We start from the raw sequence: 25,925 nt of genomic DNA on the forward strand, positions 1-25,925 counted from the left end.
GCTGAGCTGACGCGCACCACGGGCTCGCAACGTCGCGCATTGGCTATCGCCGGTGTCGCGCGCTCAACCTGGCAGTACCGGCGCACGCCCCGGCCACGGATGCCCGAGCCGGTCGCGCAGAAAGATCGCGCGTACCTCTCACGCATCCCCACGACCGATCGGACGACGATCGCTAAGAAGATCACCGCAGGGTGGGCAGTCGGGCATTCGGTCGATCACACTTTCGCGTCCACCTGGGATGCGGGGGTGATGCTCGCCGGCCGTCGGTCATGGTGGCGTATCGCAGCCGACATCGAAGACCAGAGCGCCCGCCCCCTGGTGCCAACGGGGCGCGGGTCCCGAACACCCCGCGACAAGCCGGTGCTGATCGCGACCGGGCCTGGCCAAGTTTGGAGTTGGGACATCACCGATCTGCGCTCTCCGTGGCGTGGGAAAGCGTTCAAGGCCTACTCGATCATCGACATCTACTCCCGCAAGGTCGTCGGCTGGCGGGTCGAGGAACGCGAGAGTGACTACCTCGCCGTGGAGATGTTCCAGACCGCGTTCCGCGAGCACGGCATCCCACGATTCGTCCACGCGGACTCCGGCCCCGCGATGCGATCGGGCGCTTTAGCCGAGCTCCTCGCAGAGCACAACGTCACCAAAACCCACAACCGGCCCTACGTTTCCAACGACAACCCATTCTCCGAGTCCGAGTTCCGCACGATGAAATACCGGCCCAACTACCCCGGAACATTCGAGAGTCTCGAGGACGCCCGCAACCACCTGGCCGACTACGTGCCCTGGTACAACGCGACCCACAGGCACTCCGGCATCGCCTTGTTCTCACCCCAGCAGGTCCACGACGGTTCCTGGCGGCGCGCCCACGGCATCCGTGACCATGCCCTGCAGAACTACCACCAGCAACACCCGGAACGATTCCGCGAACGACCGAAAACACCCGCACCAGCCGGCCTCGTCGGGATCAATCACCTCCTCGACGAAACCACCACAAACTAACCCCAGTGACTCCATTCAGCTTGACATCGCCCGTTCCGGACTGAAACGGATGTTTAGGGCCTGTTTTGAGCAAAATCTCCGTCGAATTCGTTCGGGACGACGTTGAGCCGCAGCGGCAGCGGCAGCGGCAGCCGCAGCCGCAGCCGCAGCCTCGGAGACGCGTGCTAGCGGCGCACGTCGACGACGGTGCGACCGTGCATGATGCCCGCGAGGATGCCCGCGGCGGCACTGAAGCTCGCCTCCAGCGGGATCACCTGGGTGAGCTGGTCGAGCAGGCTCAGGTCGAGGTCCGTGGCGAGGCGCTGCCAGGCCTCTTCGCGCTGGGCGAGCGGAGCCTCGACCGAATTGATCCCGATCAGGCTGACGGCGCGCAGGATGAAGGGCATGACCGTGGCCGGAAGGTCGGCCCCCTGGGCCAGGCCGCAGGAGGTGACCACTCCGCCGTAGTTCGTCTGGGCGAGGACGTTGGCGAGGGTGGCGCTGCCGACCGAATCGACGGCCCCGGCCCAGCGCTGGCCCTGCAGCGGTTTGCCGGCCTCGCTGAGGGTGCGGCGATCGACGAGTTCGACGGCGCCGAGCCCGCGCAGGTAGTCCCCGAGCTCGTCGATGCGGCCGGTTGACGCGTGCACCTGGAAGCCGCGGGCGGCGAGCAGTGCCACGGCAACACTGCCGACCCCGCCGGCCGCGCCGGTCACGAGCACGGCACCGGATTCCGGTGTGACTCCACCCCGTTCGAGGCCAAGCACGGACAGCATGGCGGTCAACCCGGCCGTGCCGATCGCGGCGGCCCGTACGGCGTTGATACCGTTCGGCAGCCGCACCAGGGAGCCCCCCGACACGCGGGCCCGTTGGGCCAACCCGCCGTGGTGCGTCTCGCTCAGGCCGGCCCCGTTGAGGATGACCTGGTCTCCGGCCGACCAGCGCGGGTCGGCGCTCTGCTCGACCGTTCCGACCAGGTCGATCCCGGCGATCAGGGGCCAGGCGCGCACGACCCCGGGGCGGCCCATCAGGGCGAGCCCGTCCTTGTAGTTGATGCTTGAGTACTCGACCGCGATGGTGACGTCGCCGGCCATCAGGAAGCCGTCGTCAACCACGCGGAGGGCCGCGCTCTGCGTCTTCCGGCCCTCGGCATTTTCGATGCGGTCGACGACGATGGCCCGGAACTCAGTCTCAATACCCATGCGTCGAGACTACGCGGGCGCTCGGGTCAGGTGGTCAGGTGACGTCGCGCTTCCAGCTGACCGCATAGCCGATCACGGTCGCGGCGAGCATGTAGGCCAGGAGGACGAGCCCGCCTTGCCACCACTCGAGCAGCGCCGCCGGGGTGCCTCCCGGCGCGGCGAGGGTGAAAAAGCTCGCGCCGACCAGGGCATCGGAGGCGGCCCCCGGCAGGTAGTTGCCGATCCCTCGCGTCACGTCGGTGAACAGGGATGCGAAGCGCAGCAGCGGTTCGACGAACTGGGTGAAGGCGAGCACGATGACGATCGACGCCACCTGGCTATGCACGAGCACGCCGAGGCCCACACCGATGGTCGACCAGATGGCCATGGCGAGCACCGTGCGGCCGATCAGCGCCCAGGTAGCGCTATCGGCCAGCAGCGGGTCGACGTCGAACGCGTTGATGACGAGCGCGCCGACGCCGACGGATGCGAGCAGCGCGACGACCCCGAAGACCGCGCCGACCACGAAGAGAGTGATCGTCTTGGCCCCGAGCACCTGGGCCCGCCGGGGATTGGCGAGGAACGTGGGGGTGAGGGTCTGGTGCCGGAATTCGCCCGTGGTGGCGAGGGCCCCGAGCAGAACCGGGAAGACATAGCCGACGGATGACGCGAAGCTGTAGATCAGGGGTGGGAGGCTGCCGAACCCGGCGAGTCCCTGGGATCCGGTACCGGCGGCATCCGGGCTGATCGCGCCGCTCTCGATCCCCGCGAACAGCGCCGAGAGGCCGCCGGCGAGCAGGGCGATATAACCGAACATGACCGCGGCGAGGACCCACCACAGGCGCGTTGTGCCGAGCTTGGCGAACTCGGCGCCGAGGGCGCGGCTGAAGGACGTCATCGCGACTCGCCTCCGTTTCCGTTTGCGTTGCCGTTCACGAGGGCGAGGAAGGCCTCCTCGAGCCCCTTCCTCTCCCGGTGCAAAGCGCTGAGTTCCACGCCGGCCGAGAACGCGATGTGGCCGATCAGGGCCGGGTCGGGCGCAGCGGCGAACAACCCGGTGCGCCCGGTGGAAAACTCGATGCCGGCCTGGCTGAGGGCGGCCTCAAGAGCCGTGCGGTCGGGGGAGTCGACCAGGATGCGCGGCGCCGCCTCGGTCTCGAGGCTCGACAGGGTGCCTCGGTGCACGAGAGCTCCGTCGGCGATGATGATCACGTCGTCGACGCTCTGCTGCACCTCGGAGAGCAGGTGGGAGCTGACCAGGACCGTGCGCCCCTCATCGGCCATGGTGCGGAGGAAGCCGCGGATCCATTTGATCCCCTCCGGGTCGAGCCCGTTGATCGGCTCGTCCAACACGAGCACGCCGGGGTCGCCGAGCAGGGTGAAGGCCAGGCCGAGCCGCTGCCGCATGCCGAGCGAGAAGCCGCCGACACGCTGGGCGCCGTGTGCGCCGAGGCCGACCGTGTGCAGCACCGCGTCGATGCGGGCGGAGGGCAGCCCCGCCGCGATGGCGTAGACCGCCAGGTGGTTCCGGGCACTGCGGCCGGGATGGAAGCTGGCTGCCTCCAGGGCGGCCCCGACGGTCTGCAGCGGGCGCGGCAGGTCACGGTAGCGGATGCCGTCGATGGTGGCCGTGCCGGACGTGGGCGTGACCAGCCCGAGCAGCATGCGCAGCGTGGTGGTCTTTCCGGCGCCGTTGGGGCCGAGAAAGCCGGTGACCCGGCCGGGCTCCACGGTGAAGGACAGGTTGTCCACCGCGGTGACGCTGCCGAACGTCTTGGTGATGTTGCTGAACTCGATGACCGCGCCGACCGGCATCCGTTCCCCCTTCGTTGCTGGTAGTCCCTCGCTGATAGTCGTTCGCTGGGATCTGGTTCCAGCCTAGGGGCGGAGACGACCGGGTCAGGTGACGCGGAGGAAGACGCGCAGTGCGGCGAGCAGCCGGGCCACCTCATCGACGGTGTTGTAGGGGGCGAGGCCGATCCGCAGGCCGCCACGGTCGCCGAGTCCGAGGTGCCGGGAGGCTTCGAGGGCGTAGAACGAGCCGGCGGGGGCGAGGATGCCCTGCTTGCACAGGTGGCGGGACGCATCCGCGGTGTCGTGGCCGGCGAACGTGACCAGCACGGTGGGTGTGCGCACGGCAGCCCTCGAGTGCAGTCGCGCCCCCGGCAGCTCCGCCAGGCCGGCCTCCAGTTCGCCGCGCAGGGTCTCCTCGTGGTGTTCGAGAGCCTGGGACGAGCGGATCAGGCGCTCCCGCCGAGAGGCCCCGGCCGGCGCGGAGTCGCCGAGGCCGGCGAGGAATTCGACGGCGGCCGTGACCCCCGCCATCGTCTCGTAGGGGAGCGTGCCCAGCTCGAAACGCTCGGGCACCTGGTCGCTCGAGGGCACCAGCTTGTCGGGATATATCGTTTCGAGCAGCGCGGGCGCGGAAGCGAGAATCCCGCAGTGCGGACCGAAGAACTTGTAGGCCGAGCAGACGAAGAAGTCCGCTCCCAGCGCCACGACGTCCACCGACGCGTGCGGCGTGTAGTGCACGCCGTCGACGTAGAGGAGCGCGTCGACGGAATGTGCGAGCCGGGCGATCGCCGCCACCGGCGGGCGGGTGCCGATCAGGTTGGAGGCGGCGGTCACGGCTACCAGCCGGGTGCGCTCGCTGAGGACCGCGGCGATGTCCGGGACGCTCAGCTCACCGGTGGCCGGGTCGAAGTCCGCCCAACGCACCGTGGCGCCGGCCCGGTCGGCGGCCTGCATCCACGGGCGGATGTTCGCGTCGTGGTCGAGCCGGGTGACCACGACCTCGTCGCCCGGGCCCCATCCGGCGGACAGGGCGTTCGCCAGGTCGTAGGTCAGCTGCGTGGCGCTGCGTCCGTAGACGATTCCGCGTTCTTCGGCGCCGAGCAGATCCGCCATGGCGCTCCGGAACCCGGTGACGGCGTCCTCCGCGTTCTGCTGGGAGGTACTTCCGGTTCCCCGGATCGAGAGCGGCCCGGTCAGGGTCGACGCGATCGCGGAACCGACCGCCAGCGGGGTCTGGGTGCCGCCCGGGCCGTCGAAGAAGGCCGTGCCGGTGGCGAGGGCGGGAAAGCTGGGTCGGATCGTCTGCGCATCAAAGGTCACAGTGCATCCAATCACGGCCCCGCCTCCTGCCCCGGGGAAGTAGCATGTCGGCATCTGCGAAAGGGCGCACCGCGGCCGGTCAGGCCCCGGTGTGCGCGTCAGCGTGGGCGGTGGCGTGGGCCGCGCACGCCGGGGTCTTGGCAGCGACGCAGCCCGGGCAGACGACGAGCTGTTCCCGGCAGGAGGCATCTCGGCAGTTGAGCAGGTTCTTCGTCGGTTCACCGCACACCAAGCAGCGCCCGATCACGGCGGTGTGGTCGCTGAAGTCCAGCGACATCCGCTGGTCGAAAACGTAGAGCGAACCGTTCCAGAGGCCGTCGTCGCCGAAGGCCTCGCCGTAGCGCACGACGCCGCCGTCAAGCTGGTAGACCTCGCCGAAGCCGCGCTCCTTCATCAGGGAACTGAGCACCTCGCAGCGGATGCCGCCGGTGCAGTAGGTGACGACGGGCTTGTCCTTGAGGTGGTCGTACGTGCCGCTCTCCAGCTCAGCCACGAACTCGCGGGTGTTGGCGACATCCGGCACGATCGCGTTCTGGAAGCGGCCGATTTCGGCCTCGAACGCGTTGCGGCCGTCAAAGAAAACGACCTCGTCGCCGCGCTCACCGATGAGGGCGTGCAGCTCGGCCGGGGAGAGCTTGGCGCCGCCGCCGACCACGCCGCCGGCGTCGACGCGCAACTCGCCGGGTGCGCCGAAGCTCACGATCTCATCCCGCACCTTCACGACCAGCCGGGGGAAGTCGAGGCTCAAGCCCTGCTCATCGAGCCCGGTGCCCTCGCTCCACTTGACGTCGAGATTCTTGAACGGGGCGTAGTCCCGAGTCTTGCGCAGATAGCGCTTGATCGCGGGAAGGTCGCCGCCGACGGTGCCGTTGAGGCCGTCGGTGGAGATCAGGATTCGCCCGCGCAGGCCCAGCGATTCGCACAGGTCTCGCTGCCAGAGACGCACGGCCTCGGGGTCGGCCAGCGGGGTGAAGACGTAGTAGAGCAGGATCTTCGGAATAGCCACCGCGCCATTTTACCGAGTTCGCCGGCTGGTATTCGGCTGATATCCGGGTGGGTGCCTGGGTGGGGGGCGCGGGCCGGGTGGCCGGTTGGCTAAGCTTCTGGCAACCAATTGGAGGCCCAATGGCCCAGAACGATCCTCTCGCCCGGTTCGGCGCTGTACCGCTATTCACGCTGACGAGCACGGACATGACCGACGGAGTGCCCCTCACCGCGGCGCAGTACGGCACCGGCTCCGGCGGCCGGAACCTGTCCCCGCACCTGGAGTGGTCGGGATTCCCGGCCGACACGAAGAGTTTCGCGGTGACCCTGTACGACCCGGACGCTCCGACCGGGTCCGGATTCTGGCATTGGGCGGTCGTCAACCTGCCGGCCGACTGCGTGGCCCTGCCCGCAGACGCCGGCGCTCCGGGCGGCCGGCTGCTGCCGAGGGGTGCCGTGACCCTGCCCAATGAAGGCCGTCAGTCGGCTTTCGTCGGCGCGAGCCCTCCGGCCGGCACCGGCACGCACCGGTACCAGTTCATCGTGCACGCGGTCGACGTGGCCCGGCTCGACATCGACCCGGACTCCACGCCGGCCGTGCTGGGGTTCAACCTGCACTTCCACACCCTGGCGCGCGCGGTGCTCGAGGCCACGGGTGTGCACGGAGGAGCCGCCCACAACCCCTGAGCCGAGGTCTTCTCAGGTTGTCCACGGGCGTTTCTCCTCCGGTTCTCGGGTGATCCAGATCTGCAGCCCCACCCGATGAACCGCCCGTCGCAGCCCCGCAATTCGCGCGCCGGGGCCGCTGCCGGTCTACGTCTACTTCCACGGCGGCGGCTGGACCTCGGGCGACAAGGCGCCGCTGACGGAGTACGCGGCCAGCCAGGCGGTCGACGGCATGATCGTCGTCAACGCGAACTACCGGATGGCGACGCGCTTCCAGCTGAAGCACATGTTGGACGACGGCAACGAGGTGTTGCGTTGGGTGGCCCGCCACATCGAGGAGTTCGGCGGGGATCGCCGACATCTCGGTGATGTTCGAGCACGGATTCGTGCTGAGCCTGAATTTTCTGCGGATGCTGCTGCCGGAGCGCGGCCGCGGGGTCGTGCTGCGTACCGCGGCCCGGTTCATGTCCCCGATCGAGTGGCTCGAGCGCGGGTTCCCGCCGGTGTTCGTGACCACCTCGGAGCGTGACTACTTCTACCGGGCGAACCTCAATTTCATCGCTGCGCTGCGCCGGCGCTCCATCGCGGTCGACGCGCTGATCTACGACCGGAAGCAGACCAACACGCGCCACACCCGGCAGCAGGACGCCGCGCATCCGGAATCGCACGAGGTCTACCGCCGCCTGGGTGCCTTCGTGCGCCGCGTCGCCGGGGTGCCGCTCGCGGCCGTCGCAACCTTCGCCTAGAACGTTCGTGGCGCACCCTGTGAAAGCCGGCGCATGTTCTACGGTCCGCCAGCTTCCACCGGGTGCGCCGCGACGGATGCGGGCCGCAGAGAAACCTTCGGACATCGGCTCACCGGGTCCGACAGGCCCGACTTTCGGGGCCGATATCGGAACCGCGGTCGACCACCGGGGGCAAGGTCAGGCTTGGGCGCCCGTGGCGGCGAGCACGCCGCCGAGGCCGATCATCATGACACCGCCGCCCGCGGAGAGGTGCTCCATGCGGCGGGGGGACGAGGCGAACCAATCGCGGGCCGAGCCTGCCGCGAGGGCCCACACGCTGTCGCCGAGCAGGGCAAGCAGCACGAACACGAGGCCCAGAGTCAGCAGCTGCAGCGGGACGGCCCCGGCCGAGTAGTCCACGAACTGGGGCAGCACGGCCACGAAGAACACGATCGACTTGGGGTTGCTGATCCCCACGACCGATCCCTCGGCCAGCAGGCGCCACTTCGTCTTCGGCACGCTGCTCAGTCCGAGGCTCCGGGCGGCCGCGTGCCGGTGCCGGATGGCCTGCACGCCGAGGTAGACGATGTACGCGGCGCCGGCGAACTTGATCGTCGTGAACACCACGATCGATCCGGTCACGATTGCGCCGAGGCCCAGCGCGACGGCCGCGACCACCGGGATCAGCCCGAGGGCGTTGCCGAGCACGCTCAGCAGACCGCCGAGGCGTCCGAGCGCCAGGGACCGCCCGATCACGAACAGCACGGTGGGTCCGGGCAGCACGATCAGGGCGACGGATGCCAGCGCGAACGTCAGCAGGTTGGGCAACGGGACCATATACGAAAGGTTAACCCGGCCGGGAGGCCGGGGCATCCGCTGTCGCGAGTGTGCCTGGTCCGGTCGAGAGTGACCCACGGAACGGGCACGCTCAACCGGAGGCACTGTGGTAATCATGCAGGTTCCGGTCGTGCGGGCCCGGATGCTTGTGGCTCGCGGCAGCAGAATGCGCCCCGGCACCGCCGGTGGCTAGCCTCTCAAGATGCACATGCTCTGGCGCACCCTCCTGCACTCCGTCTTCTCCCGCTTCGGCCCGCGCCTGGGCCACTACGACGTGGCCAGCACCCGGTTCATCACTTTGCCGACCGACCAGGACATCCTTCGGCATATGAACAACGGCGTATACCTGTCGATCATGGACATCGCCCGCTTCGACATGCTGCACCGTACCGGCATCTGGGCGATCTTCCTGAAGCGCGGCTGGTACCCGGTGGTGGTGTCGGAGACGATCAGTTTCCGCAAGTCGCTGACCCTCGGCCAGAAGTTCACGGTGGAGTCGCGCATCCTGGGCTTCGACGAGAAGGCCGTCTACGTGGAGCAGCGGTTCGTGCGGCCGGACGCCGACGGAACCCCGGAGATCTACGCGCAGGGCTTCATCCGCGGACGGTTCCTGAAGCGCAGCGGAGGGGTCGTGGGCATCGACGAGCTCGTCGACGCCGTGGGCGCGGTACCCGAGGACGTGACGGTGCCGGCCTGGCTGCTCGAGTGGAGCGCGGATGTCGCGATGCCCGCCACCCGCGCCGCCGCCCCCAGCCACTGGACCTGAGTGGGAGCGCCACGCGCCGTGTCTGCCGTGTCAGCCGAGTCCGGGGTCCTGCGGCACCCCCGCCCGTAGCCCGAACGAATTCGACGGAGATTCTGCCAGAATCAACCCGAAACAGTACGGAAATGCAGTTTTGCCCGAGAATCTCCGTCGAATTGGTTCGACGCCGGGCATGGCGTGGCGCCTGTGCTGACCAGCGTCCACGCGGGCGACCAGCGTCCACGCGGGGCGATCAGCTCTGATCCTCCGCGAGCGACACAACCAATCGATCAGGACTAGACGGTGGGTTCGGTGGCCTTCTTGGGCGGGATGAGCTCACTGTAGTACTCGACGTGGGGCTTGTAGTGGGTCCGGGCGGGTATCGGCTGGCCGGTGCGCGCCGCAACGAGACGGTCGAAGTAGTAGTCCCAGAACGGGCCGACGGTGGCGGCCTCCGCGGCGGAGTGCAGGCGCTGGCCGAAGGTGAGGGTGGTCATCCCCGCCCCCTCGACGAGGTGCAGGATCACGTGCCGGGCGGCGGCACCCTCGCCGATGTCGGCGGTGAACCGCTTCGGCGGGATGCACTTGATGATGCTCACGTACTCCCACTCGGCATCCGCTTCGTCCAACTTGAATCGCACGGCGCCGGTCTCGGGAGCGCCCGTGTAGGTTCCGATCCAGCCCTGGAGGCCGGCGGACCGGCTCACGCTCGCCCACACGTCGTCCTTCGACGCGCTGAAGAGCCGGTCGAGCATGAGGTACAGACCGTCTTCGCGATAGGCAAGGCGTCCGGTTGGCTTGAATGACATGCGAACCTCCACGGTGAGTGAGGCACGGGCCTCAGTACAAAACTATGCCCTTCTCCGGGCGGGGATCAACAGCCACGCCCTCCGGCCGGGACCCGGCGCCTACCCCTCGAGCACCGCCATCGCCGCATTGTGACCGCCGATGCCGCTGACGCCGCCGCCGCGTCTGGCGCCCGCCCCACAGATCAGAATCCGCGGATGCTCCGTCGCCACCCCCCAACGCTCGGCCGCGGTGGATCGCGGCGCGTCGTCCTCGAGGAACGGCCATTCCAGAGGACCGTGGAAGATGTTGCCGCCGGGGAGGTTGAGGGCGTGCTCCAGGTCGAGCGTGGTCTTCGTCTCGATGCAGGGCCGGCCGGCGGCATCGCTCAGCAAGAGGTCCTCGATGGGTTCGGCCAGAACGGAATTCAGCGACGCCAGAACGGCGGTTTGCAGCCGGTCGCGGCTGACGTCGTTGTTCTCCTCGGTGAGCCAGCGGTGCGGGGCGTGCAGCGCGAACACCGTGAGGGTCTGCGCGCCGGCGGCGACGAGCTCGGGGGAGAGGATGCTCGGGTCGCTGAGCGAGTGGCAGTAGATCTCGCAGGGCAGCAGCTCGGGGAAGCCGTCGTGGTCGGCCTGGTTGTAGGCGCTCTCCAGCTGGGTCAGGGTCTCGTTGATGTGGAAGGTGCCGCCGAACGCGGCCTCGGGGGACACGTCCTCGTCGCGCAGCAGCGGCAGTCGGCGGAGTAGCAGGTTCACCTTGACCTGCGCGCCCTCCGGTTTGGCGTCGGGCCCCGCGCTCGGCCCGGCACTCGGGCCGGCACCCGGCTCGACGTCGGGGCGCACGGATGCCGGCGCGGCCTCGCCGAGGAGACCCCGCAGCACCCACGGGGCGACGTTGGCGAGCACGTGCCGGCCCTGAACGACCCGCAGGGCGCCGCCGTGCCGGTAGCTCACCTCGCCCTCCGGCGTGACGCCGGTGACCTCGGCCTCCGTCACGATCCGGGCGCCGGCCTGCCGGGCGGCCTTCTCCAGCTCGCCGGAGACGGCGCCCATGCCGCCGACCGGCACGTCCCAGTCCCCGGTCCCGTTGCCGATGACGTGGTACAGGAAGCAGCGGTTCGCGTCGAGCTCCGCGCTGTCCAGCGACGTGAAGGTGCCGATCAGGCCGTCGGTGGCGACCACCCCGCGCACGAGGTCGTTCTGGAAGCGATCACGGAGCGCGCCGCCGAGCGGCCGCTCGAAGAACTGCTCCCAAAGCATGTCGTCTCCGAGCAGGGTCCTGGCCTCCGAGCGCGTGGGCAGCGGCTCGCAGACGGTGGGGAAGAGCGCCCGGGCAACGCTCTCCGTGTCACGGTAGAAGGCATTCCAGGCGGAAAAATCGGCGGCCGCGCCGACCCGGTCGAAGCTGGCGCGGGTGGCCGGCTCGTCGCCGCGGTCGACCAGGAGTCCGGTTCGGGTGTCGGCCGGATCGGGGGTGTACGAGGAGTACCGGCGCCGGGCCAGCCCGATCTCGAGACCGAGCTCGTCGATGATTCGCTGCGGCAGCAGGCTAACCAGGTAGGAGTAGCGCGAGAGCCGCGCGTCGACGCCGGGGAAGGCCGGGGCTGAGATGGCCGCGCCTCCGACGTGTTCGCCCTGCTCGAGTAGGAGAACGCTTTTGCCGGCCAGGGCCAGATAGGCGGCGGCCGTCAGGCCGTTGTGTCCGCCGCCGATGATCACGACATCGTGTGTGGGTTCGCTCATGCACCGAGACTACTCAGGAACCGAGACCAGCCCGGGGCGTCGGGCCCGCGCAGCTTGCCCGCCCGGCCGGGTCAGTCGGCACGTTCGAGCGTGCCGAACTCGTCGCCGTCGGCGTCCTGGATGGTCATGGTCGACCCGGCCACGGTGGCCGTGCTCGCTCCGCCCAGCCAGGTGTCGACGCCCTCACAGGCCATCAGGGTCGACGCGAACGTGCCGAACTCGACGGTGTCGCCGCTCATCGACCAGGTGCCGACGAGCCGGTTGCAGCCGTCGGTGCCGGTCACGGACGAGTCGGCCTTCAGCTCGAGGCCGGGCGTACCGCTGGCGTCGGGGGTGCCCCACGTGCCCGTCACGTCCGCGCTATCGGCGCCGGTGGAGCATCCGGTCAGGCCCAGGGCGACGGCGGCGAAGGCGAGCACAGCGGTTGGCTTCGTCATGGTGGGGCTCCGTTCACGGGTGTCGACGCGAGCCGCCGGACGCGCCCGTTCAACGATCAAAGCCGGGGAAGGTCAACCTGTCACCGAGGCGGCGACCAGTTCCACGGCGCGGGCCAGGGCGTCGCGCACGGCGAGCACGCCCGGTCGGCTGGCACTCGAGCGCCGGGCCGAGGAGAAGACGGTGCGGAGCGGCCCGCCGGGCAGCTCGACACCGCGGACGGTCGGCATCTTCCCGGCCCAGATCAAGTCCGGCAGGATGCCGACGGCATTGCCGGATTCGATCAGGCGGATGTGCGCGATCAGGTCGGCCGTCTCGAACCTCACGTCGGGCTCGAATCCCGCCGACCGGCAGAGCTGGGTCGCCCAGTGCCGTGAGGCGGTTCCCTCCGGCTCCATCACCCAGGGCAGATCGGCGGCGTCGGCGAGCGACGCTGCCGCCGCGCGGCCGCCGCGCGAGGGCGGAACGGCCAGCCGGAGCGCATCCGTCGCCAGGTTCACACGGTCCAGGTCAGGCCAGTGCACCCGGGTGTGCCCGGGATACTGTTCGGCGAGCACGAGGTCGAAATCGCGCGCAGACACCTCGAACAGGCCGCGCTCCGGCTCGCGCTCGGTGACCTCGACCCGCAGCTCGGGGAACTCCTCGGCGAGCAACGTGAGGGCCTGAGGGATGAGGGCGTGCGCCGCGGACTGGAACAGGGCCACGCGCACCGTGCCGGACACGGTCGTCAGCGACGCGGTCATCTCCGCCTCGGCCAGTTCCAGCCGTTCGAGCAGGTAGGTCGTGTGCAGCACCAGAACCTCGGCCTGCGGGGTGAGCCGCACCCGGCGCCCGACCTTCTGCAACAGGGAAACCCCGGCCTCTTTCTCCAGTAGCGCGAGCTGCTGCGACACAGCGGACGGGCTGTAAGCGAGGGCTTCGGCGACTCCCGCCAGGGTGCCGCGGATCTTGAGCTCGTGCAGCAGACGCAGTCGGCGCACATCCAGCATCCGTCACCCTCCTCGATCGTATCAATACTGATCATAAATGCTAATCAATATCGATCATAAAGATTCGCTTTTGCTAAAGGAACGAAAACCTCACACTGAGAACAGTCGTCCGCCGTGAACGAAAGAACTAGCCTCGTGACCATGACCAACTCCACTCCATCCGTGCAGCACGATCTCAGCGCCGATGTGGTCGCCCTCGTGCAGAAGTGGCTCGCCGAGAGCGCCACGATCCCCGCCGACCTGTCGGCCCAGCGCCTCGCCGGCGTGCTGAAAGACCCGAACGGGCTCGACTTCACCGTGGGCTTCGTCGACGGCGTCATGCGCCCGGAAGACCTCATGGTCGCCGGCTACAACCTGCAGAAGGTTGCGAAACAGGCGCCCGGCTTCCTGCCCTCCTACCTGCGCGGGGCCATCGGCCTCGGCGGCGTGCTCGGCCCGGTGGTGCCCTGGGTGGTCATCCCCGCCGCGCGGAAGGTGCTGCGCCAGATGGTCGGGCACCTGGTCGTGGACGCCACGCCCGAGAAGCTCGGTCCGGCGATCGCCCACCTGCGCGAGTCCGGCAACCGGCTCAACATCAACCTGCTCGGCGAGGCCGTGCTCGGGGAGAAGGAGGCGCTGCGCCGCCTCGAGGGAACCCGCGCCCTGCTGGCCCGCGACGACGTGGACTACGTCTCGATCAAGGTCTCCTCCATCGCCAGCCAGCTGTCGATGTGGTCCTTCGACGAGGCCGTCGACCGCGTCGTCGAACGCCTGACCCCGCTCTACGAGCTGGCGGCGGGGGGCGGTTCGACCACCGGGGGCGGCTCCACCACCGGGGCCAAGTTCATCAACCTCGACATGGAGGAGTACCGCGACCTCGACCTCACCATCGCGGTGTTCGAGCGCATCCTCGACCAGCCTCAGCTGCTGCACTTGGAGGCCGGCATCGTGCTGCAGGCCTACCTGCCCGACGCCCTCGGGGCCCTGCAGGGTCTTACCCACTGGGCACAGGGCCGCCGGGCCGCGGGCGGAGCCCCGATCAAGGTGCGTGTCGTCAAGGGCGCCAACCTGGCCATGGAACACGTCGACTCGGCCGTGCACGACTGGCCGCTGGCGACCTACTCCACCAAGCAGGACAGCGACACGAACTACAAGCGCGTGCTCGACTGGGCCTTCACCCCGCAGAACACGGATGCCGTCAAGATCGGCGTCGCCGGCCACAACCTCTTCGACGTGGCCTGGGCCCACCTCCTGGCCACGAAGCGCGGCGTGGACGACCGGGTCGAGTTCGAGATGCTGCTGGGCATGGCCACCAGCCAGGCCGAGGCCGTGAGCCGCGACGTCGGCCGCCTCCTGCTCTACACGCCCGTCGTGAACCCGGCCGAATTCGACGTGGCCATCAGCTATCTGATCCGCCGCCTCGAGGAGAACGCCAGCCAGGACAACTTCATGTCGGCGGTGTTCGAGCTGACGAGTTCCCCGCAGCTCTTCGACCGCGAGAAGGAGCGGTTCCTGGCCTCTCTCGCGGGCCTCGACGCGGTCGTCCCACAGCCGAACCGCCGCCAGGACCGTATCCAGGTCACCCAGCTCGATGCAGCCGGCCGCGGCGAGGTACCCGCAAGCGAATCCGGCGATGACGAGGATGAATTCGGCGACGAGTCCGGCGTCGGGCTCACCGCAGCCGTGCTCGGGCTCACCCGCGGCTCGGTCGAGAGCCTGCCGCACCCCGGTTTCCACAACGAACCCGACACAGACCCGTCCCTGCCCGCGAACCGGGCCTGGGGTCGTCACATCCTGAGCCGGGTCGAGACCTCCACGCTCGGGCTGGACGCCATCCGTGACGCCCGGGTCAGCGACCCGGCCGAGCTGGACCGCCTGATTGAGGCCGCGGCGGCCTGCGGCGCCGCCTGGGGGCAGCGCACCGGAGCGGAGCGCGCCGCAGTGCTGCACCGGGCCGGGCTCGCGCTCGCCGCGAACCGCGACCGCCTGATCGAGGTGATGGCCGCCGAAACCGGTAAGACCATCGCCGAGGGTGACCCCGAGGTCAGCGAGGCGATCGACTTCGCCCACTACTACGCCGAACGGGCCCGCGACCTCGACGCCGTGCAGGGCGCGATCTTCGTGCCCTCGAAGCTGACCGTGGTCACCCCGCCGTGGAATTTCCCGGTAGCCATCTCCGCCGGCGGCGTGCTCGCCGCCCTCGCGGCCGGCTCCGGCGTCATCGTCAAGCCCGCCAAGCTCGCCCAGCGTTCCGGCGCGGTCATGGTCGAGGCGCTCTGGGAAGCCGGCGTGCCGCGCGACCTGCTCGTGCTCGTGGACCTCGCCGACCGGGAACTGGGTACCCGCCTGATCTCGCACCCGGCCGTCGACCGCGTCATCCTGACCGGGGGCTACGAGACCGCGCAGCTGTTCCGCAGCTTCCGCGAAGACCTGCCCCTCCTGGCCGAGACAAGCGGCAAGAACGCCATCATCGTCACTCCCTCCGCCGACCTCGACCTCGCCGCCGCCGATGTCATCAAGAGCGCCTTCGGGCACGCCGGGCAGAAGTGCTCGGCCGCGAGCCTGGTCATCCTGGTCGGATCGGTCGCCAAATCGGAGCGCTTCATCAGTCAGTTGACGGATGCCGCGACCTCCCTGCGCGTCGGCCGCCCCTCCGACCCGGTCACCCAGATGGGCCCCATCATCGAGCCGGCCGAGGGCAAGCTGCGCCACGCCCTCACCACGCTCGGCGTCGGCGAAAAGTGGCTGGTCGAGCCCCAGCAGCTCGACGAGTCCGGCACCCTCTGGTCGCCGGGCATCCGCACCGGGGTGCTGCCCGGCTCCTACGTGCACCTGACCGAGTTCTTCGGGCCCGTGCTCGGAGTGATGCACGCCCGCAACCTGGCGGAGGCCATCCGTTTCCAGAACGCGGTCGACTACGGCCTCACCTCGGGGCTGCACTCGCTCGACCCGGCCGAGCTGACCGAATGGCTGGACACGATCGAGGCCGGAAACCTCTACGTGAACCGCGGCATCACCGGCGCGATCGTGCAGCGCCAGCCCTTCGGCGGCTGGAAGCGCTCGGCCGTGGGCCCGGGCACCAAGGCCGGCGGCCCGAACTACCTGTACGGGTTCGGCAGCTGGGTGAGCGAAGCCGGCCGCAACAGCTCGACGCTCCACCTGCGCGGCCTCGACCAAACCGTCACCGCCCTGATAGAGGCGGCGCAGACCGTGCTCGACTACGCGGACTTCGACGTGCTGCGCCGGTCGGCGCTGAGTGACGCGCTGGTCTGGCGCGACGAGTTCGGCGCGGTCAGGGACGTCTCAGACCTCGGTCTCGAACGCAACCTGTTCCGCTACCGCCCGCTGCCCGTCACCGTGCGCCTGACCGAGGCCGGCACCCTCGCCGACCTGCTGCGCGTGATCATTGCCGCGACCCTGTCGACGGCGTCGTTCGAGGTCTCCAGTGCCATCCCGGTGCCGCCGATGGTGCGCAACGTGCTCGCCGAGCGCGAGATCGCGGTTTCGGTCGAGAGCGACGACGAATGGCTGCAGCGGGCCGAGGCCGGTGGCATCCGCACCAGCCGGGTGCGCCTGATCGGCGGGGACCGCCTGACAGGGGCGCAGGCGGAGGCCTCCCGCCTGGCCCACGCGCTCGGCGGCAGCCCGGACATCGCGGTGTACGCACACCCCGTCACCCAGGCCGGCCGGGTCGAGCTGCTCCCGTTCCTGCGCGAGCAGGCGATCTCGATCACGGCGCACCGCTTCGGCAACCCGAGCACACTCTCCGAGGGGATCATCTAGGGGCCGGGCTGCGGCCCGTGCGACGGCGGCCGACCACAAGGCTAAAATAGGTCTTTGGTGGCCGCAGTCTGCGGTCGACTGCACCAGCAGGAGTGCGGACAACGATCAGGCTTCTGGTGCACAATGATCGAGGCGCGGCTGACCACTGCTGCAATTCGACAGGGGATCCACAGTTGGACGGTAACGCAACGACGACGCACCGCAATGTCGCCCTGCTGTCGGTGGCGACCGAGCTCGCCCCGCAGGTCACGACCTCGGTGGACATCGATCGTCGCCTGCAGCCGGCCCTCAAACGGCTGAAGCTGCCGAGCGGCCTGCTCCAGCGGGTGGCGGGCGTGCACGAGCGCCGTAACTGGGCGCCCGGCCAGGCCTTCGACGACGCGGCCGTCGCGGCCGGCACGCGCGCCCTGGCCGCCGCCGGCATCCAGCCGGGCCAGGTCGGCCTGATGATCAACACCTCGGTGACCCGCAAGCACCTCGAGCCCTCGGTGGCCGTGCGCATCCACCACGGCCTCGGCCTGCCCTCCTCGGCCACGAACTTCGACATCGCGAACGCCTGCCTCGGTTTCGTCAACGGCATGACCCTGGCCGCACAGCTGATCGACTCCGGCCAGGTGCAGTACGCCGTGATCATCGACGGGGAGGACGCCGACGAGATCCAGACCAACACGATCGAGCGCCTCGGCCGCCCGGACATCAACCGCAAGGACTTCATGAGCGAGTTCGCGAGCCTGACGCTCGGCTCCGGCGCGGCCGCGGCCGTGCTCGGTCGGGCCGACGCGCATCCGGAAGGGCACCGCATCCTCGGCGGCGTGACCCGCGCCGCCACCGAGTTCAACGGCCTCTGCGTCGGCAGCGTCGACGGCATGTTCACCGACGCCAAGGCGCTGCTCAAGGGCGGCATGGAGCTCGTCGTTTCGGCCTGGACCGAGGCCAAACGCGACTGGAACTGGTCGGGCATGGACCGGTACATCCTGCACCAGGTGTCGGATGTGCACACCGACGCGATCGTGAAGGCGACCGGGCTGGACCGCAGCCGGGTGCCGCTCACCTACCCGCTGTACGGCAATGTGGGGCCCGCGTCGATCCCGATCACCCTGGCCGAGGAAGCCGCGCGGCTCAGGACCGGCGACCGGGTGCTGCTGATGGGCGTCGGCAGTGGCCTGAACACGGCCATGATGGAACTCGCCTGGTGAAGCGCGGCTCTGCTCCCGTGTCCTACCGTCTCCCGCGCGACGCGGCGACGCCGGCGCCCGCGTCCCTGCCGCCGGCCGGCCTGTCGGGGCTCGATGCCGCGTTCTCGCGCCTGGTGCCGGTCGTGTCGACCGCCTCCGGGCATCCGGTCACCCGCACCTGGCACCTGCTCGACAACGCGGAGCGTCTCGCCGAGCTGGGCGTCACCCCCGTGGGCACGGTGCTCTGCGTGCACGGTAACCCCACCTGGTCCTACCTGTGGCGCGAGTTCGTCACGGCGGCGACGGATGCGGCCTGTCACGGCGGCGAGGCCTGGCGCGTCATCGCCGTCGACCAGCTCGAGATGGGCTTCTCCGAGCGAAGCGGCGCGGTGCGCCCGCTCGCCACGCGCGTGCGGGACCTGGGCGAGCTGACCGACACCCTCGGCCTGGCCGGCCCGGTGGTCACCTTCGGTCACGACTGGGGCGGGTCGATCTCGCTCGGCTGGGCCGTCGACCACCCGGACGTGCTCGCCGGGGTCATGCTGCTGAACACGGCCGTGCACCAGCCGGGCGATGCGCCGGTGCCGGCCCCGCTGCGGCTGGCACTGCGGAGCAGCGTGCTCGGCTCCGGCACCGTGGCCACGCCGGCGTTTCTGGAGACGACACTGGCACTGGCGCACCCGCCGCTTCCGGCCGCGGTGAAGCAGGCGTATCGCGCGCCCTACCGCGGCGCGGCCCGCCGCGGCGGGATCGGCGCGTTCGTCGCCGACATCCCGGTGCATGGCGCACACGAAAGCGCGGCCGAAATCGCCCGCATCTCCGGCGGCATCCGCGACCTGACCGTACCGGCCCTGATGCTCTGGGGCCCGACCGACCCGATCTTCAGCGATCGCTACCTCGACGACCTCGTGGACCGCCTGCCGCACGCGGACGTGCATCGCTTCGAGGGTGCCGGGCATCTCGTCATGGAAGACGTCGACTACGCCGCGGCCGCCCTGACCTGGCTCGGCGACCGCGCGGTGCCTGCCGCTGCAATCGCTGCTGTCGCCTCCGCCGCTTCCTCCGCTGCCCCTCAGGTTGCCGTTTCGGTCGAACAGGGTGTGGGCGGCTGGGCGGCCGGCGAGCGGCATCCGCTCTGGCACTACCTGGACGAACTGCAGAACAGCGACGAGACCGCGCTGGTCGACATGGCCCCGCCCGGGGGCGGCGCACCCCGCGTCGTCAGCTGGCGTCTGCTCTCCCGGCGGGTGCGGCAGCTCGCCTGCGGCCTCGATCGTATCGGCGTGCGGAAAGGCGACCGGGTCTCGCTGCTCGTTCCACCCGGCGCCGACCTGACCGCGGTGCTCTACGCCTGCGTGCGGATCGGCGCGATCGTGGTGGTCGCGGATGCCGGCCTCGGCCTACGCGGGCTGACCCGCGCCGTGCGCGGCGCGCGCCCCGACCACGTGATCGGCGCCGCCCCCGGGCTGCTCGCCGCCCGGGCCCTCGACTGGCCCGGCCAGAAGATCTCCGTGGCGCGGTTTCCCCGCGCCGCCATGCGCGCCCTCGACATCTCCGCCACCCTCGCCGAGCTGATCGCGCTCGGCGTGGACGAGCAGCTTCCGCCGCCGCCGGAACCCGGAGACACTGCCGCCGTGCTGTTCACCTCCGGCTCGACCGGGCCGGCCAAGGGCGTCGTCTACACGCACGGCCAGCTCGCCGCGGTCAGCCACGCGCTGTTCGCGCAGTACGGCGTGGGCCGCGGCACCGGCCTGGTGGCCGGCTTCGCCCCGTTCGCGCTGCTCGGCCCGGCCCTCGGCGCCCGCTCGGTGACCCCGGACATGGACGTGACGAAGCCGAAGACCCTGACCGCCGCATCCGTCGCCGCCGCGGTCGCCGCCATCGACGCGACCGTGGTATTCCTGTCGCCGGCCGCGCTGGCCAACGTCGTTGCCACCGCCGGCAGCCTGACCGCCGCCGACCATGTCAGCCTCGCCGGCGTGTCGAGCTTTCTCTCCGCCGGTGCCCCCGTCTCCGAGCCGCTGCTCGCGGCCGCGGCCCGGCTGATGCCGTCGGCCTCCGCACACACGCCCTACGGCATGACCGAGGGGCTGCTGATGGCCGACATCTCGCTCGACGGCATCCGCGAGGCGATGGCCACGGCGACCACGCCGGGGGTCTCGCCGTCTGCCTTGTCCTCTGCCGCGACGGCGACGGATGCCCCGGCCGGCCCCGGCGGGGTCTGCGTCGGCCGCGCGACGGCGACCACGCGCATCCGCACGAGCGCCCTCGACGCCCAGGGGCACGCCACCGGCGAGCTGTCGGAGGCCGCCGGGGTCACCGGCGAGATCGTGGTCTCCGCGCCGCACGTCGAGGACCACTACGACCGCCTGTGGCTGACCGACCGGGCCGCCCGCAGCGGCGCCGTGCCCGGTGAACGCTGGCACCGCACGGGCGACGTCGGGCACTTCGACGCCGCCGGACGCCTCTGGGTGGAAGGGCGCCTGCCGCACGTGATCACGACGGCGACCGGCGTCGTGACCCCGGTCGGTCCCGAGCAGCGCATCGAGTCCGTCGCAGCGGTGGCCCGGGCCGCCGTCGTCGGGGTTGGGCCGACCGGCACCCAGCAGGTGGTCGCCGTGGTCGAGACCCGCACGCCGACCCGCCGGGTCGCGCTGGCCGACCCCGGGCTGGCCGCCGCCGTGCGTGCCGTCGCGGGGCTGCCGCTGGCCGCGGTGCTGGTCGTGCCGCACCTGCCCACGGACATCCGTCACAACTCGAAGATCGACCGCACCCGGCTGGGGCGCTGGGCCGGCGGCATCCTATCCGGCGCGCGGATGACCCGCCCGTGAGGCGCCTCTCGCGTCACGCGCAGGCTGCGCCCCTCCGCTGCCGGCAGGCCACGCGCGCAGCGGCGCAGCACCCGCGCAGCGCATTTTCGCCGACGGTGCTGCCGTGAGGGTGCTTGTCACCGGGGCCAGCGGCTTCCTCGGCCGCGCCGTCGCGGCCGAGATCGCGGCCGCCGGACACGAGGTGCGCGCCTTCCAGCGGCGCCCGTCGGGCGTGCCCGGCGTGACCGACCTGCTCGGCTCGGTCACCGCGCCCGCCGAGGCCCGGCGCGCCGTCGCCGGAATGGACGCGGTCGTGCACCTGGCCGCCAAGGTGTCCCTGGCCGGCAGCCCGGCCGAGTTCGCCGCCGTGAACGTGGGCGGCACGCGCACCCTGCTGGCCGCGGCCACGGATGCCGGAGCCTCCCGCTTCGTCTTCGTGTCGTCGCCCTCGGTCGCCCACGCCGGGGCATCCATTGTCGGCAGCGACGCCGAGCCGGCCGACCCGGCCGGGGCCCGCGGTCCCTACGCCCGCACCAAGGCCGAGGCCGAACTGGTCGCCCTCGCCGCGGATTCGACCGCCCTGCGCGTGGTCGCCGTGCGTCCGCACCTGGTCTGGGGGCCGGGAGACACCCAGCTCGTGGCCCGGATCGTCGAGCGCGCCCGCGCCGGACGCCTGCCGCTGCTCGGCCACGGCGCCGCCCTGATCGACACCACCTACATCGACAACGCCGCCACGGCCATCGCGGCAGCCCTCGATCAGGCCGACGCCGTGCACGGCCGCTCCTACGTGATCACGAACGGGGAGCCGCGGCCGGTCGCCGAACTGCTCGCGGGCATGTGCCGGGCTGCCGGCGTGCCGGCGCCGGCCTGGCGGGTCCCGGCCGGGGTTGCCCGCGGTGCGGGGGCGCTGATCGAGGCGGCCTGGCGCATCCGTCCGGGCGCCGACGAGCCTCCGATGACCCGGTTCCTGGCCGAGCAGCTCTCGACCGCGCACTGGTTCGACCAGCGCCGCACCCGGTCCGAGCTGCGGTGGACGCCCGCGGTGAGCCTCGATGAGGGCTTCCGCCGCCTCGCCGCCTCGTACGACGGCTAGCTTTCTCGGGCACTGGCGGCCTCAACGGATGCCCAGGGCCGTCCGTGCGATCGCCAGCGCCCCTTCCACGCGCTGACGGAGCCCAGTCGTTGACGGATTCCGATCACCGGGGCCTGCCGGGCGCGGCGGCTCGCTAGGCTCGTCACGTGACCTGGCCCCGCGACCTCCCCGCCCAGCTGGCCGGACTGGCGCCGACCCTGCTCGGGATCGCGCTGCTCATCGCGATCGTCACGCTGGTGCTGCACGGCTACCGGGTGCCGCATCCGTTCGCACCGGCCCTCGCCGTGCTGCGCGGCGCCCTGCAGCTCGCCGCGATCAGCCTGATCCTGAGCGGCATCATCTCCGACCCGTTCTGGGTCGGCGTGGGTCTGGCGGTCATGTTCACCGCTGCGGTCGGCACGGTCACCCGCCGGATCGGCGCCACCCGGCGGCACGCGACCTGGGTGGCCGCCTCGATGGGCCTGGGCGTGATGGTCACCCTCCTCGTGGTCTTCGGCACCGGCGCGCTCGAGTTCACGCCGCGCTACGTGTTGTCGTTCGGCGGCATCATCATGGGCAACGCCATGTCGATCGCCACGCTCTCCGGCCGGCGCTTCACCGAGGGCGTGACCGAGCACTGGGAGGAGGTCGAGGGCTGGCTGGCCCTCGGCGCCACCCCGCGCCAGTCCACCCGGGAACTGGCCTGCCGCGCGGTGTACTTCGCCCTGATCCCCTCGACCGACCAGACGAAGACCACCGGGCTGGTCACGCTGCCCGGAGCCTTCGTGGGAGCGATTTTCGGTGGAGCCTCGCCGCTCGAGGCAGGGAGGTTCCAGATCGTGGTGCTTGCCGGCATCCTCTGCGCCGGATCGATCGCGGCGGTCGCCCTGATCCACCTGCTGGCCCCCGTGACCCGGCGCCCCGTCCCGGTGCCGGGCTAGCGACACGCGCCGCGCTGATGTCCTCGGCGCCGGCCGGTCCGATCCTTCTGGGAGCCGGGCGGCTACTCGGCGGAGCGGTGAATCAGCCGGGAGAGCACGATCGCGCTGCGGGTGTGGTCCACGTTGGGTGCCAAACGCACCTTTTCCAGCGCCGCCTCCAGACCGGGGATGTCCCGGGCCCGGATGTGCACGATGGCGTCGGCGCTGCCCGTGACGGTTCCGGCGTCCACGACCTCCGGCACCCCGGACAGGATGCGCAGCAATTCCTCGGGCGCCACGGTGCCGCGGCAGAACAGCTCGACGTAGGCCTCGGTGCTCATGCCGTCGATGGCCGGATCCACCTGGATGGTGAAACCGCGGATGACGCGGTCGGCCACGAGCCGGTCGACCCGGCGTTTCACGGCCGACGCCGAGAGTCCGACGACCGAGCCGATATCGCCGTAGCCCGCCCGGGCGTTCTGGCGGAGCAGGTCGAGAATGCCACGGTCGAGGTTGTCCATGCCGAGAGTCTAGGGGGCATCGTTGCGCTGGCGCACTCATGAACGCAGAAAACCCGCGCACGATAGCGCAATTCACTGGATAGCTGCGCCGTGGCGAGCGGACCAACGGGCGGACGTGCGGCATCCGTCATCGCCCGTTGTGGCGGAAAACTGCGTGAGGGGCCGGACGTGCGCACGTTTTCGGCGCAGAGTGGGGTGCACATCCGATTCGTGCTGTGTGAGACTAAAGATGGCGTCTCTGCCCAGGCGTTTCGTGCCGGCAGAGCTCTCGTGAGTGACCTGGTCCGCCATCCACCCCGCCAGCCGACCTCACCCGAAGGGGGCGGATGGCCGCCAAAGGAGTCACCATGTCGACCAACCTCACCGCCCCGAACCTGGACGAGCTCGTCTCGCCGGCCCTCCCCGTGCGCACGCCCGTCAAGCGCACCGTGCTGATGTGCAAGCCCGACTTCTTCTCCGTCGTCTATCGCATCAACCCCTGGATGGATCCCGCCATCCCGACGGACACCGCGCTCGCCGTCGCCCAGTGGCAAACGCTTCACGACACCTATGTCGGCCTCGGCTTCGACGTGCACCTGATCGACCCCGTCGACGGCCTGCCGGACATGGTCTACGCGGCCAATGGCGGATTCGTCATCGACAACATCTCCTACGGCGCGGCCTTCACCTACGCCGAACGCCAGCCGGAAGGTCCGGCCTACATGGACTGGTTCGGCGCCAACGGATTCGACGTGCGCGTGCCGGCGGAGATCAACGAGGGCGAGGGCGACTTCCTGCTCGTGGGCGACGTGATCCTCGCGGGCACCGGGTTCCGCAGCGCCTCGAACAGCCATGAAGAGGTGTCGGCGATCTACGGCCGCCCCGTGATCACGCTCAACCTGATCAATCCGAGCTTCTACCACCTCGACACGGCCATCGCCGTGCTCGACGCGTCGCCGGCCACGGGCAACGGCGAGATCGCCTACCTGCCGAGCGCGTTCGACGAGCCGAGCCTGGCCATCCTGCGCGAGCGATTCCCGGACGCCATCATCGTCGCCGAGAAGGACGCGGCCATCCTCGGCCTCAACTCCTATTCCGACGGCTACAACGTGGTCATCGCCGCGCGGGCGAAGGGCTTCGAGGCCCAACTGCGCGCCCGCGGCTTCAACCCGATCGGGGTCGACCTGTCCGAGCTGCTGCTCGGTGGAGGAGGCGTGAAGTGCTGCACCCTGGAGCTGCGCCGATGACCGCCCCGATGACCGACCAGGCCACCGCCCCGGTTGTCGCGCTCGGACAGGCCGCGTATATCGCGCTGGAAGACGAGCACGCGGCCCACAACTACCATCCGCTGCCCGTGGTCGTCGCGTCCGGCGACGGCGCCTGGGTGACGGATGTCGACGGCCGCCGCTACCTGGACTGCCTGGCCGCGTACTCCGCGGTCAACTTCGGCCACTCCAACCCGCTCCTGTTGGACGCCGCTCGCGAGCAACTGGGCCGCATCACGCTCACCAGCCGCGCCTTCCACAACGACCAGCTCGGCCCGTTCGTGACCGCGCTCGCCGAGCTCTCCGGCAAGGACATGGTCCTGCCGATGAACACGGGCGCCGAGGCGGTGGAGTCCGGCATCAAGGTGGCCCGCGCCTGGGGCTATCGGGTCAAGGGCGTCGCCGCCGGGATGGCGAACATCATCGTGGCCGGGGAGAACTTTCACGGCCGCACCACCACGATCGTCAGCTTCTCCGACGACGAGTCGGCCCGTAAGGATTTCGGGCCGTTCACGCCGGGGTTCCGCACGGTTCCCTACGGAGACGCCGCGGCCCTCGAGGCTGCGATCGACGCGAACACGGTCGCGGTGCTGCTCGAGCCCATCCAGGGCGAGGCCGGCATCGTCGTGCCGCCGGCCGACTACCTGCCGGCCGTGCGCGAGATCACGAACCGCCACAATGTGCTGTTCATCGCCGACGAGATCCAGTCCGGCCTCGGCCGCACGGGAGCGACCTTCGCTTGCGACCTGGTGGGCGTCGTTCCTGACCTCTACCTGCTCGGCAAGGCACTCGGCGGCGGCATCGTGCCGGTCTCGGCGGTCGTCGGCAATCGGGACATCCTCGGCGTGCTCCGCCCCGGCGAGCACGGCTCGACCTTCGGCGGCAACCCGCTGGCGGCGGCCGTCGGCCTCGCCGTGGTGAAACTGCTGGCCACCGGCGAGCAGCAGGAGCGCGCGCGCGTTCTCGGCGCCCGCCTGCACGACGGGCTGACCGGGTTGATCGGCCAGGGCGTCGTGGCCGTGCGTGGCGCCGGCCTCTGGGCCGGCATCGACATCGACCCGACGCTGGCCCCCGGCCGGGTGGTCTGCGAGGCCCTCCTGGCCCGCGGCGTGCTCGCGAAGGACACCCACGGCTTCACCATCCGGTTGGCCCCGCCGATCGTGGTCTCCGAGGCCGACCTCGACTGGGCGGTCGAGCAATTGGCCGCCGTGCTCGCAGAGCTCGCCGCCGCGTAGCCGA

Annotated in this window: 22 protein-coding genes and 1 pseudogene; 12 read left to right on the forward strand and 11 right to left on the reverse strand. The window is 70.5% G+C overall.

The window, feature by feature from the left end; all coding sequences use genetic code 11:
• On the forward strand, positions 1–999 hold a 999-nt coding region (locus CXY82_RS05540; protein ID WP_233199222.1), incomplete at its 5' end, for a DDE-type integrase/transposase/recombinase.
• A 164-nt stretch (positions 1,000–1,163) separates the two neighbouring features.
• Here CXY82_RS05540 and CXY82_RS05545 read toward each other — a convergent pair.
• The 5 genes from CXY82_RS05545 to CXY82_RS05565 form a co-directional block, all read right to left on the reverse strand.
• Positions 1,164–2,180, reverse strand: coding sequence for an MDR family oxidoreductase (locus CXY82_RS05545; protein ID WP_104170037.1), 1,017 nt, complete (start codon positions 2,178–2,180; stop codon positions 1,164–1,166).
• Positions 2,181–2,214: 34 nt separating this feature from the next.
• Positions 2,215–3,057: an ABC transporter permease gene (locus CXY82_RS05550; protein ID WP_104170038.1), complete on the reverse strand. Its 843-nt coding sequence runs from the start codon at positions 3,055–3,057 to the stop codon at positions 2,215–2,217.
• Positions 3,054–3,974: an ABC transporter ATP-binding protein gene (locus tag CXY82_RS05555; RefSeq protein ID WP_104170039.1), complete on the reverse strand. Its 921-nt coding sequence runs from the start codon at positions 3,972–3,974 to the stop codon at positions 3,054–3,056. The genes CXY82_RS05550 and CXY82_RS05555 overlap by 4 nt, the downstream gene beginning before the upstream one ends.
• 84 nt (positions 3,975–4,058) lie before the next feature.
• A complete protein-coding gene (locus tag CXY82_RS05560; protein ID WP_104170040.1) occupies positions 4,059–5,273 on the reverse strand; it encodes a cysteine desulfurase-like protein in 1,215 nt (404 codons plus the stop codon).
• A gap of 79 nt (positions 5,274–5,352) precedes the next feature.
• Positions 5,353–6,279 carry a rhodanese-related sulfurtransferase gene (locus CXY82_RS05565; RefSeq protein ID WP_104170041.1) on the reverse strand — a complete coding sequence of 309 codons (927 nt, stop codon included), beginning with the start codon at positions 6,277–6,279 and terminating at the stop codon, positions 5,353–5,355.
• A 119-nt stretch (positions 6,280–6,398) separates the two neighbouring features.
• Between CXY82_RS05565 and CXY82_RS05570 the strand changes: the two genes are divergently transcribed.
• The 3 genes and pseudogenes from CXY82_RS05570 to CXY82_RS17890 all read left to right on the forward strand — a co-directional run bounded on the left by CXY82_RS05570 (position 6,399) and on the right by CXY82_RS17890 (position 7,669).
• Entirely contained in the window at positions 6,399–6,944 is a 546-nt protein-coding gene (locus CXY82_RS05570) for a YbhB/YbcL family Raf kinase inhibitor-like protein (protein WP_104099926.1), read from the forward strand.
• A 118-nt stretch (positions 6,945–7,062) separates the two neighbouring features.
• Positions 7,063–7,224 (forward strand): annotated as a pseudogene (locus tag CXY82_RS17885) (alpha/beta hydrolase); the annotation flags it as partial.
• 67 nt (positions 7,225–7,291) lie between these two features.
• Complete coding sequence (locus CXY82_RS17890) at positions 7,292–7,669, forward strand: alpha/beta hydrolase (protein WP_233199223.1); 378 nt, start codon at positions 7,292–7,294, stop codon at positions 7,667–7,669.
• Positions 7,670–7,846: 177 nt separating this feature from the next.
• On the opposite strand, the gene CXY82_RS05580 is transcribed toward CXY82_RS17890, so the two are convergent.
• Complete coding sequence (locus CXY82_RS05580) at positions 7,847–8,485, reverse strand: LysE family translocator (protein ID WP_104170042.1); 639 nt, start codon at positions 8,483–8,485, stop codon at positions 7,847–7,849.
• Between the two features lie 202 nt (positions 8,486–8,687).
• Here CXY82_RS05580 and CXY82_RS05585 point away from each other — a divergent pair, with 202 nt between their 5' ends.
• The gene (locus tag CXY82_RS05585) at positions 8,688–9,251 is read left to right on the forward strand and encodes a thioesterase family protein (RefSeq protein WP_104170043.1); all 564 of its coding nucleotides are present in this window, start codon (positions 8,688–8,690) and stop codon (positions 9,249–9,251) included.
• 272 nt (positions 9,252–9,523) lie between these two features.
• On the opposite strand, the gene CXY82_RS05590 is transcribed toward CXY82_RS05585, so the two are convergent.
• The 4 genes from CXY82_RS05590 to CXY82_RS05605 all read right to left on the reverse strand — a co-directional run bounded on the left by CXY82_RS05590 (position 9,524) and on the right by CXY82_RS05605 (position 13,182).
• Positions 9,524–10,036 (reverse strand): hypothetical protein, encoded by a 513-nt coding sequence (locus tag CXY82_RS05590; protein WP_104170044.1) that lies wholly within the window; start codon positions 10,034–10,036, stop codon positions 9,524–9,526.
• 99 nt (positions 10,037–10,135) lie between these two features.
• Entirely contained in the window at positions 10,136–11,758 is a 1,623-nt protein-coding gene (locus CXY82_RS05595; RefSeq protein ID WP_104170045.1) for an NAD(P)/FAD-dependent oxidoreductase, read from the reverse strand.
• A 71-nt stretch (positions 11,759–11,829) separates the two neighbouring features.
• Positions 11,830–12,195: an META domain-containing protein gene (locus CXY82_RS05600; protein ID WP_104170046.1), complete on the reverse strand. Its 366-nt coding sequence runs from the start codon at positions 12,193–12,195 to the stop codon at positions 11,830–11,832.
• A 72-nt stretch (positions 12,196–12,267) separates the two neighbouring features.
• Positions 12,268–13,182 (reverse strand): LysR family transcriptional regulator, encoded by a 915-nt coding sequence (locus CXY82_RS05605; protein WP_104170047.1) that lies wholly within the window; start codon positions 13,180–13,182, stop codon positions 12,268–12,270.
• Positions 13,183–13,323: 141 nt separating this feature from the next.
• Between CXY82_RS05605 and CXY82_RS05610 the strand changes: the two genes are divergently transcribed.
• The 5 genes from CXY82_RS05610 (at position 13,324) to CXY82_RS05630 (ending at position 22,942) form a co-directional block, all read left to right on the forward strand.
• The gene (locus CXY82_RS05610) at positions 13,324–16,944 is read left to right on the forward strand and encodes a bifunctional proline dehydrogenase/L-glutamate gamma-semialdehyde dehydrogenase (protein ID WP_104170073.1); all 3,621 of its coding nucleotides are present in this window, start codon (positions 13,324–13,326) and stop codon (positions 16,942–16,944) included.
• A gap of 173 nt (positions 16,945–17,117) precedes the next feature.
• Positions 17,118–18,140 (forward strand): 3-oxoacyl-ACP synthase III, encoded by a 1,023-nt coding sequence (locus tag CXY82_RS05615; RefSeq protein WP_104099919.1) that lies wholly within the window; start codon positions 17,118–17,120, stop codon positions 18,138–18,140.
• Positions 18,137–20,950, forward strand: coding sequence for an alpha/beta fold hydrolase (locus CXY82_RS05620; protein ID WP_233199224.1), 2,814 nt, complete (start codon positions 18,137–18,139; stop codon positions 20,948–20,950). Before CXY82_RS05615 ends, CXY82_RS05620 begins: the two co-directional genes overlap by 4 nt.
• A 103-nt stretch (positions 20,951–21,053) precedes the next feature.
• Positions 21,054–22,022 carry an NAD(P)-dependent oxidoreductase gene (locus tag CXY82_RS05625; protein WP_104170048.1) on the forward strand — a complete coding sequence of 323 codons (969 nt, stop codon included), beginning with the start codon at positions 21,054–21,056 and terminating at the stop codon, positions 22,020–22,022.
• A 146-nt stretch (positions 22,023–22,168) separates the two neighbouring features.
• Entirely contained in the window at positions 22,169–22,942 is a 774-nt protein-coding gene (locus tag CXY82_RS05630; protein WP_233199225.1) for an ABC transporter permease, read from the forward strand.
• Between the two features lie 62 nt (positions 22,943–23,004).
• Here CXY82_RS05630 and CXY82_RS05635 read toward each other — a convergent pair whose 3' ends face one another.
• The gene (locus CXY82_RS05635) at positions 23,005–23,442 is read right to left on the reverse strand and encodes an Lrp/AsnC family transcriptional regulator (protein ID WP_104099917.1); all 438 of its coding nucleotides are present in this window, start codon (positions 23,440–23,442) and stop codon (positions 23,005–23,007) included.
• 347 nt (positions 23,443–23,789) lie between these two features.
• Here CXY82_RS05635 and ddaH point away from each other — a divergent pair, with 347 nt between their 5' ends.
• Both ddaH and rocD read left to right on the forward strand, forming a co-directional pair.
• Positions 23,790–24,668, forward strand: coding sequence for a dimethylargininase (gene ddaH, locus CXY82_RS05640; RefSeq protein WP_104170077.1), 879 nt, complete (start codon positions 23,790–23,792; stop codon positions 24,666–24,668).
• Between the two features lie 8 nt (positions 24,669–24,676).
• Positions 24,677–25,921, forward strand: a complete 1,245-nt coding sequence (gene rocD, locus CXY82_RS05645) for an ornithine--oxo-acid transaminase (protein WP_104170076.1) — start codon at positions 24,677–24,679, stop codon at positions 25,919–25,921.
• The last annotated feature ends 4 nt before the right edge of the window (positions 25,922–25,925 follow it).

It is taken from the genome of Cryobacterium sp. M23 (assembly GCF_002929655.1).
Lineage (GTDB): Bacteria > Actinomycetota > Actinomycetes > Actinomycetales > Microbacteriaceae > Cryobacterium > Cryobacterium sandaracinum.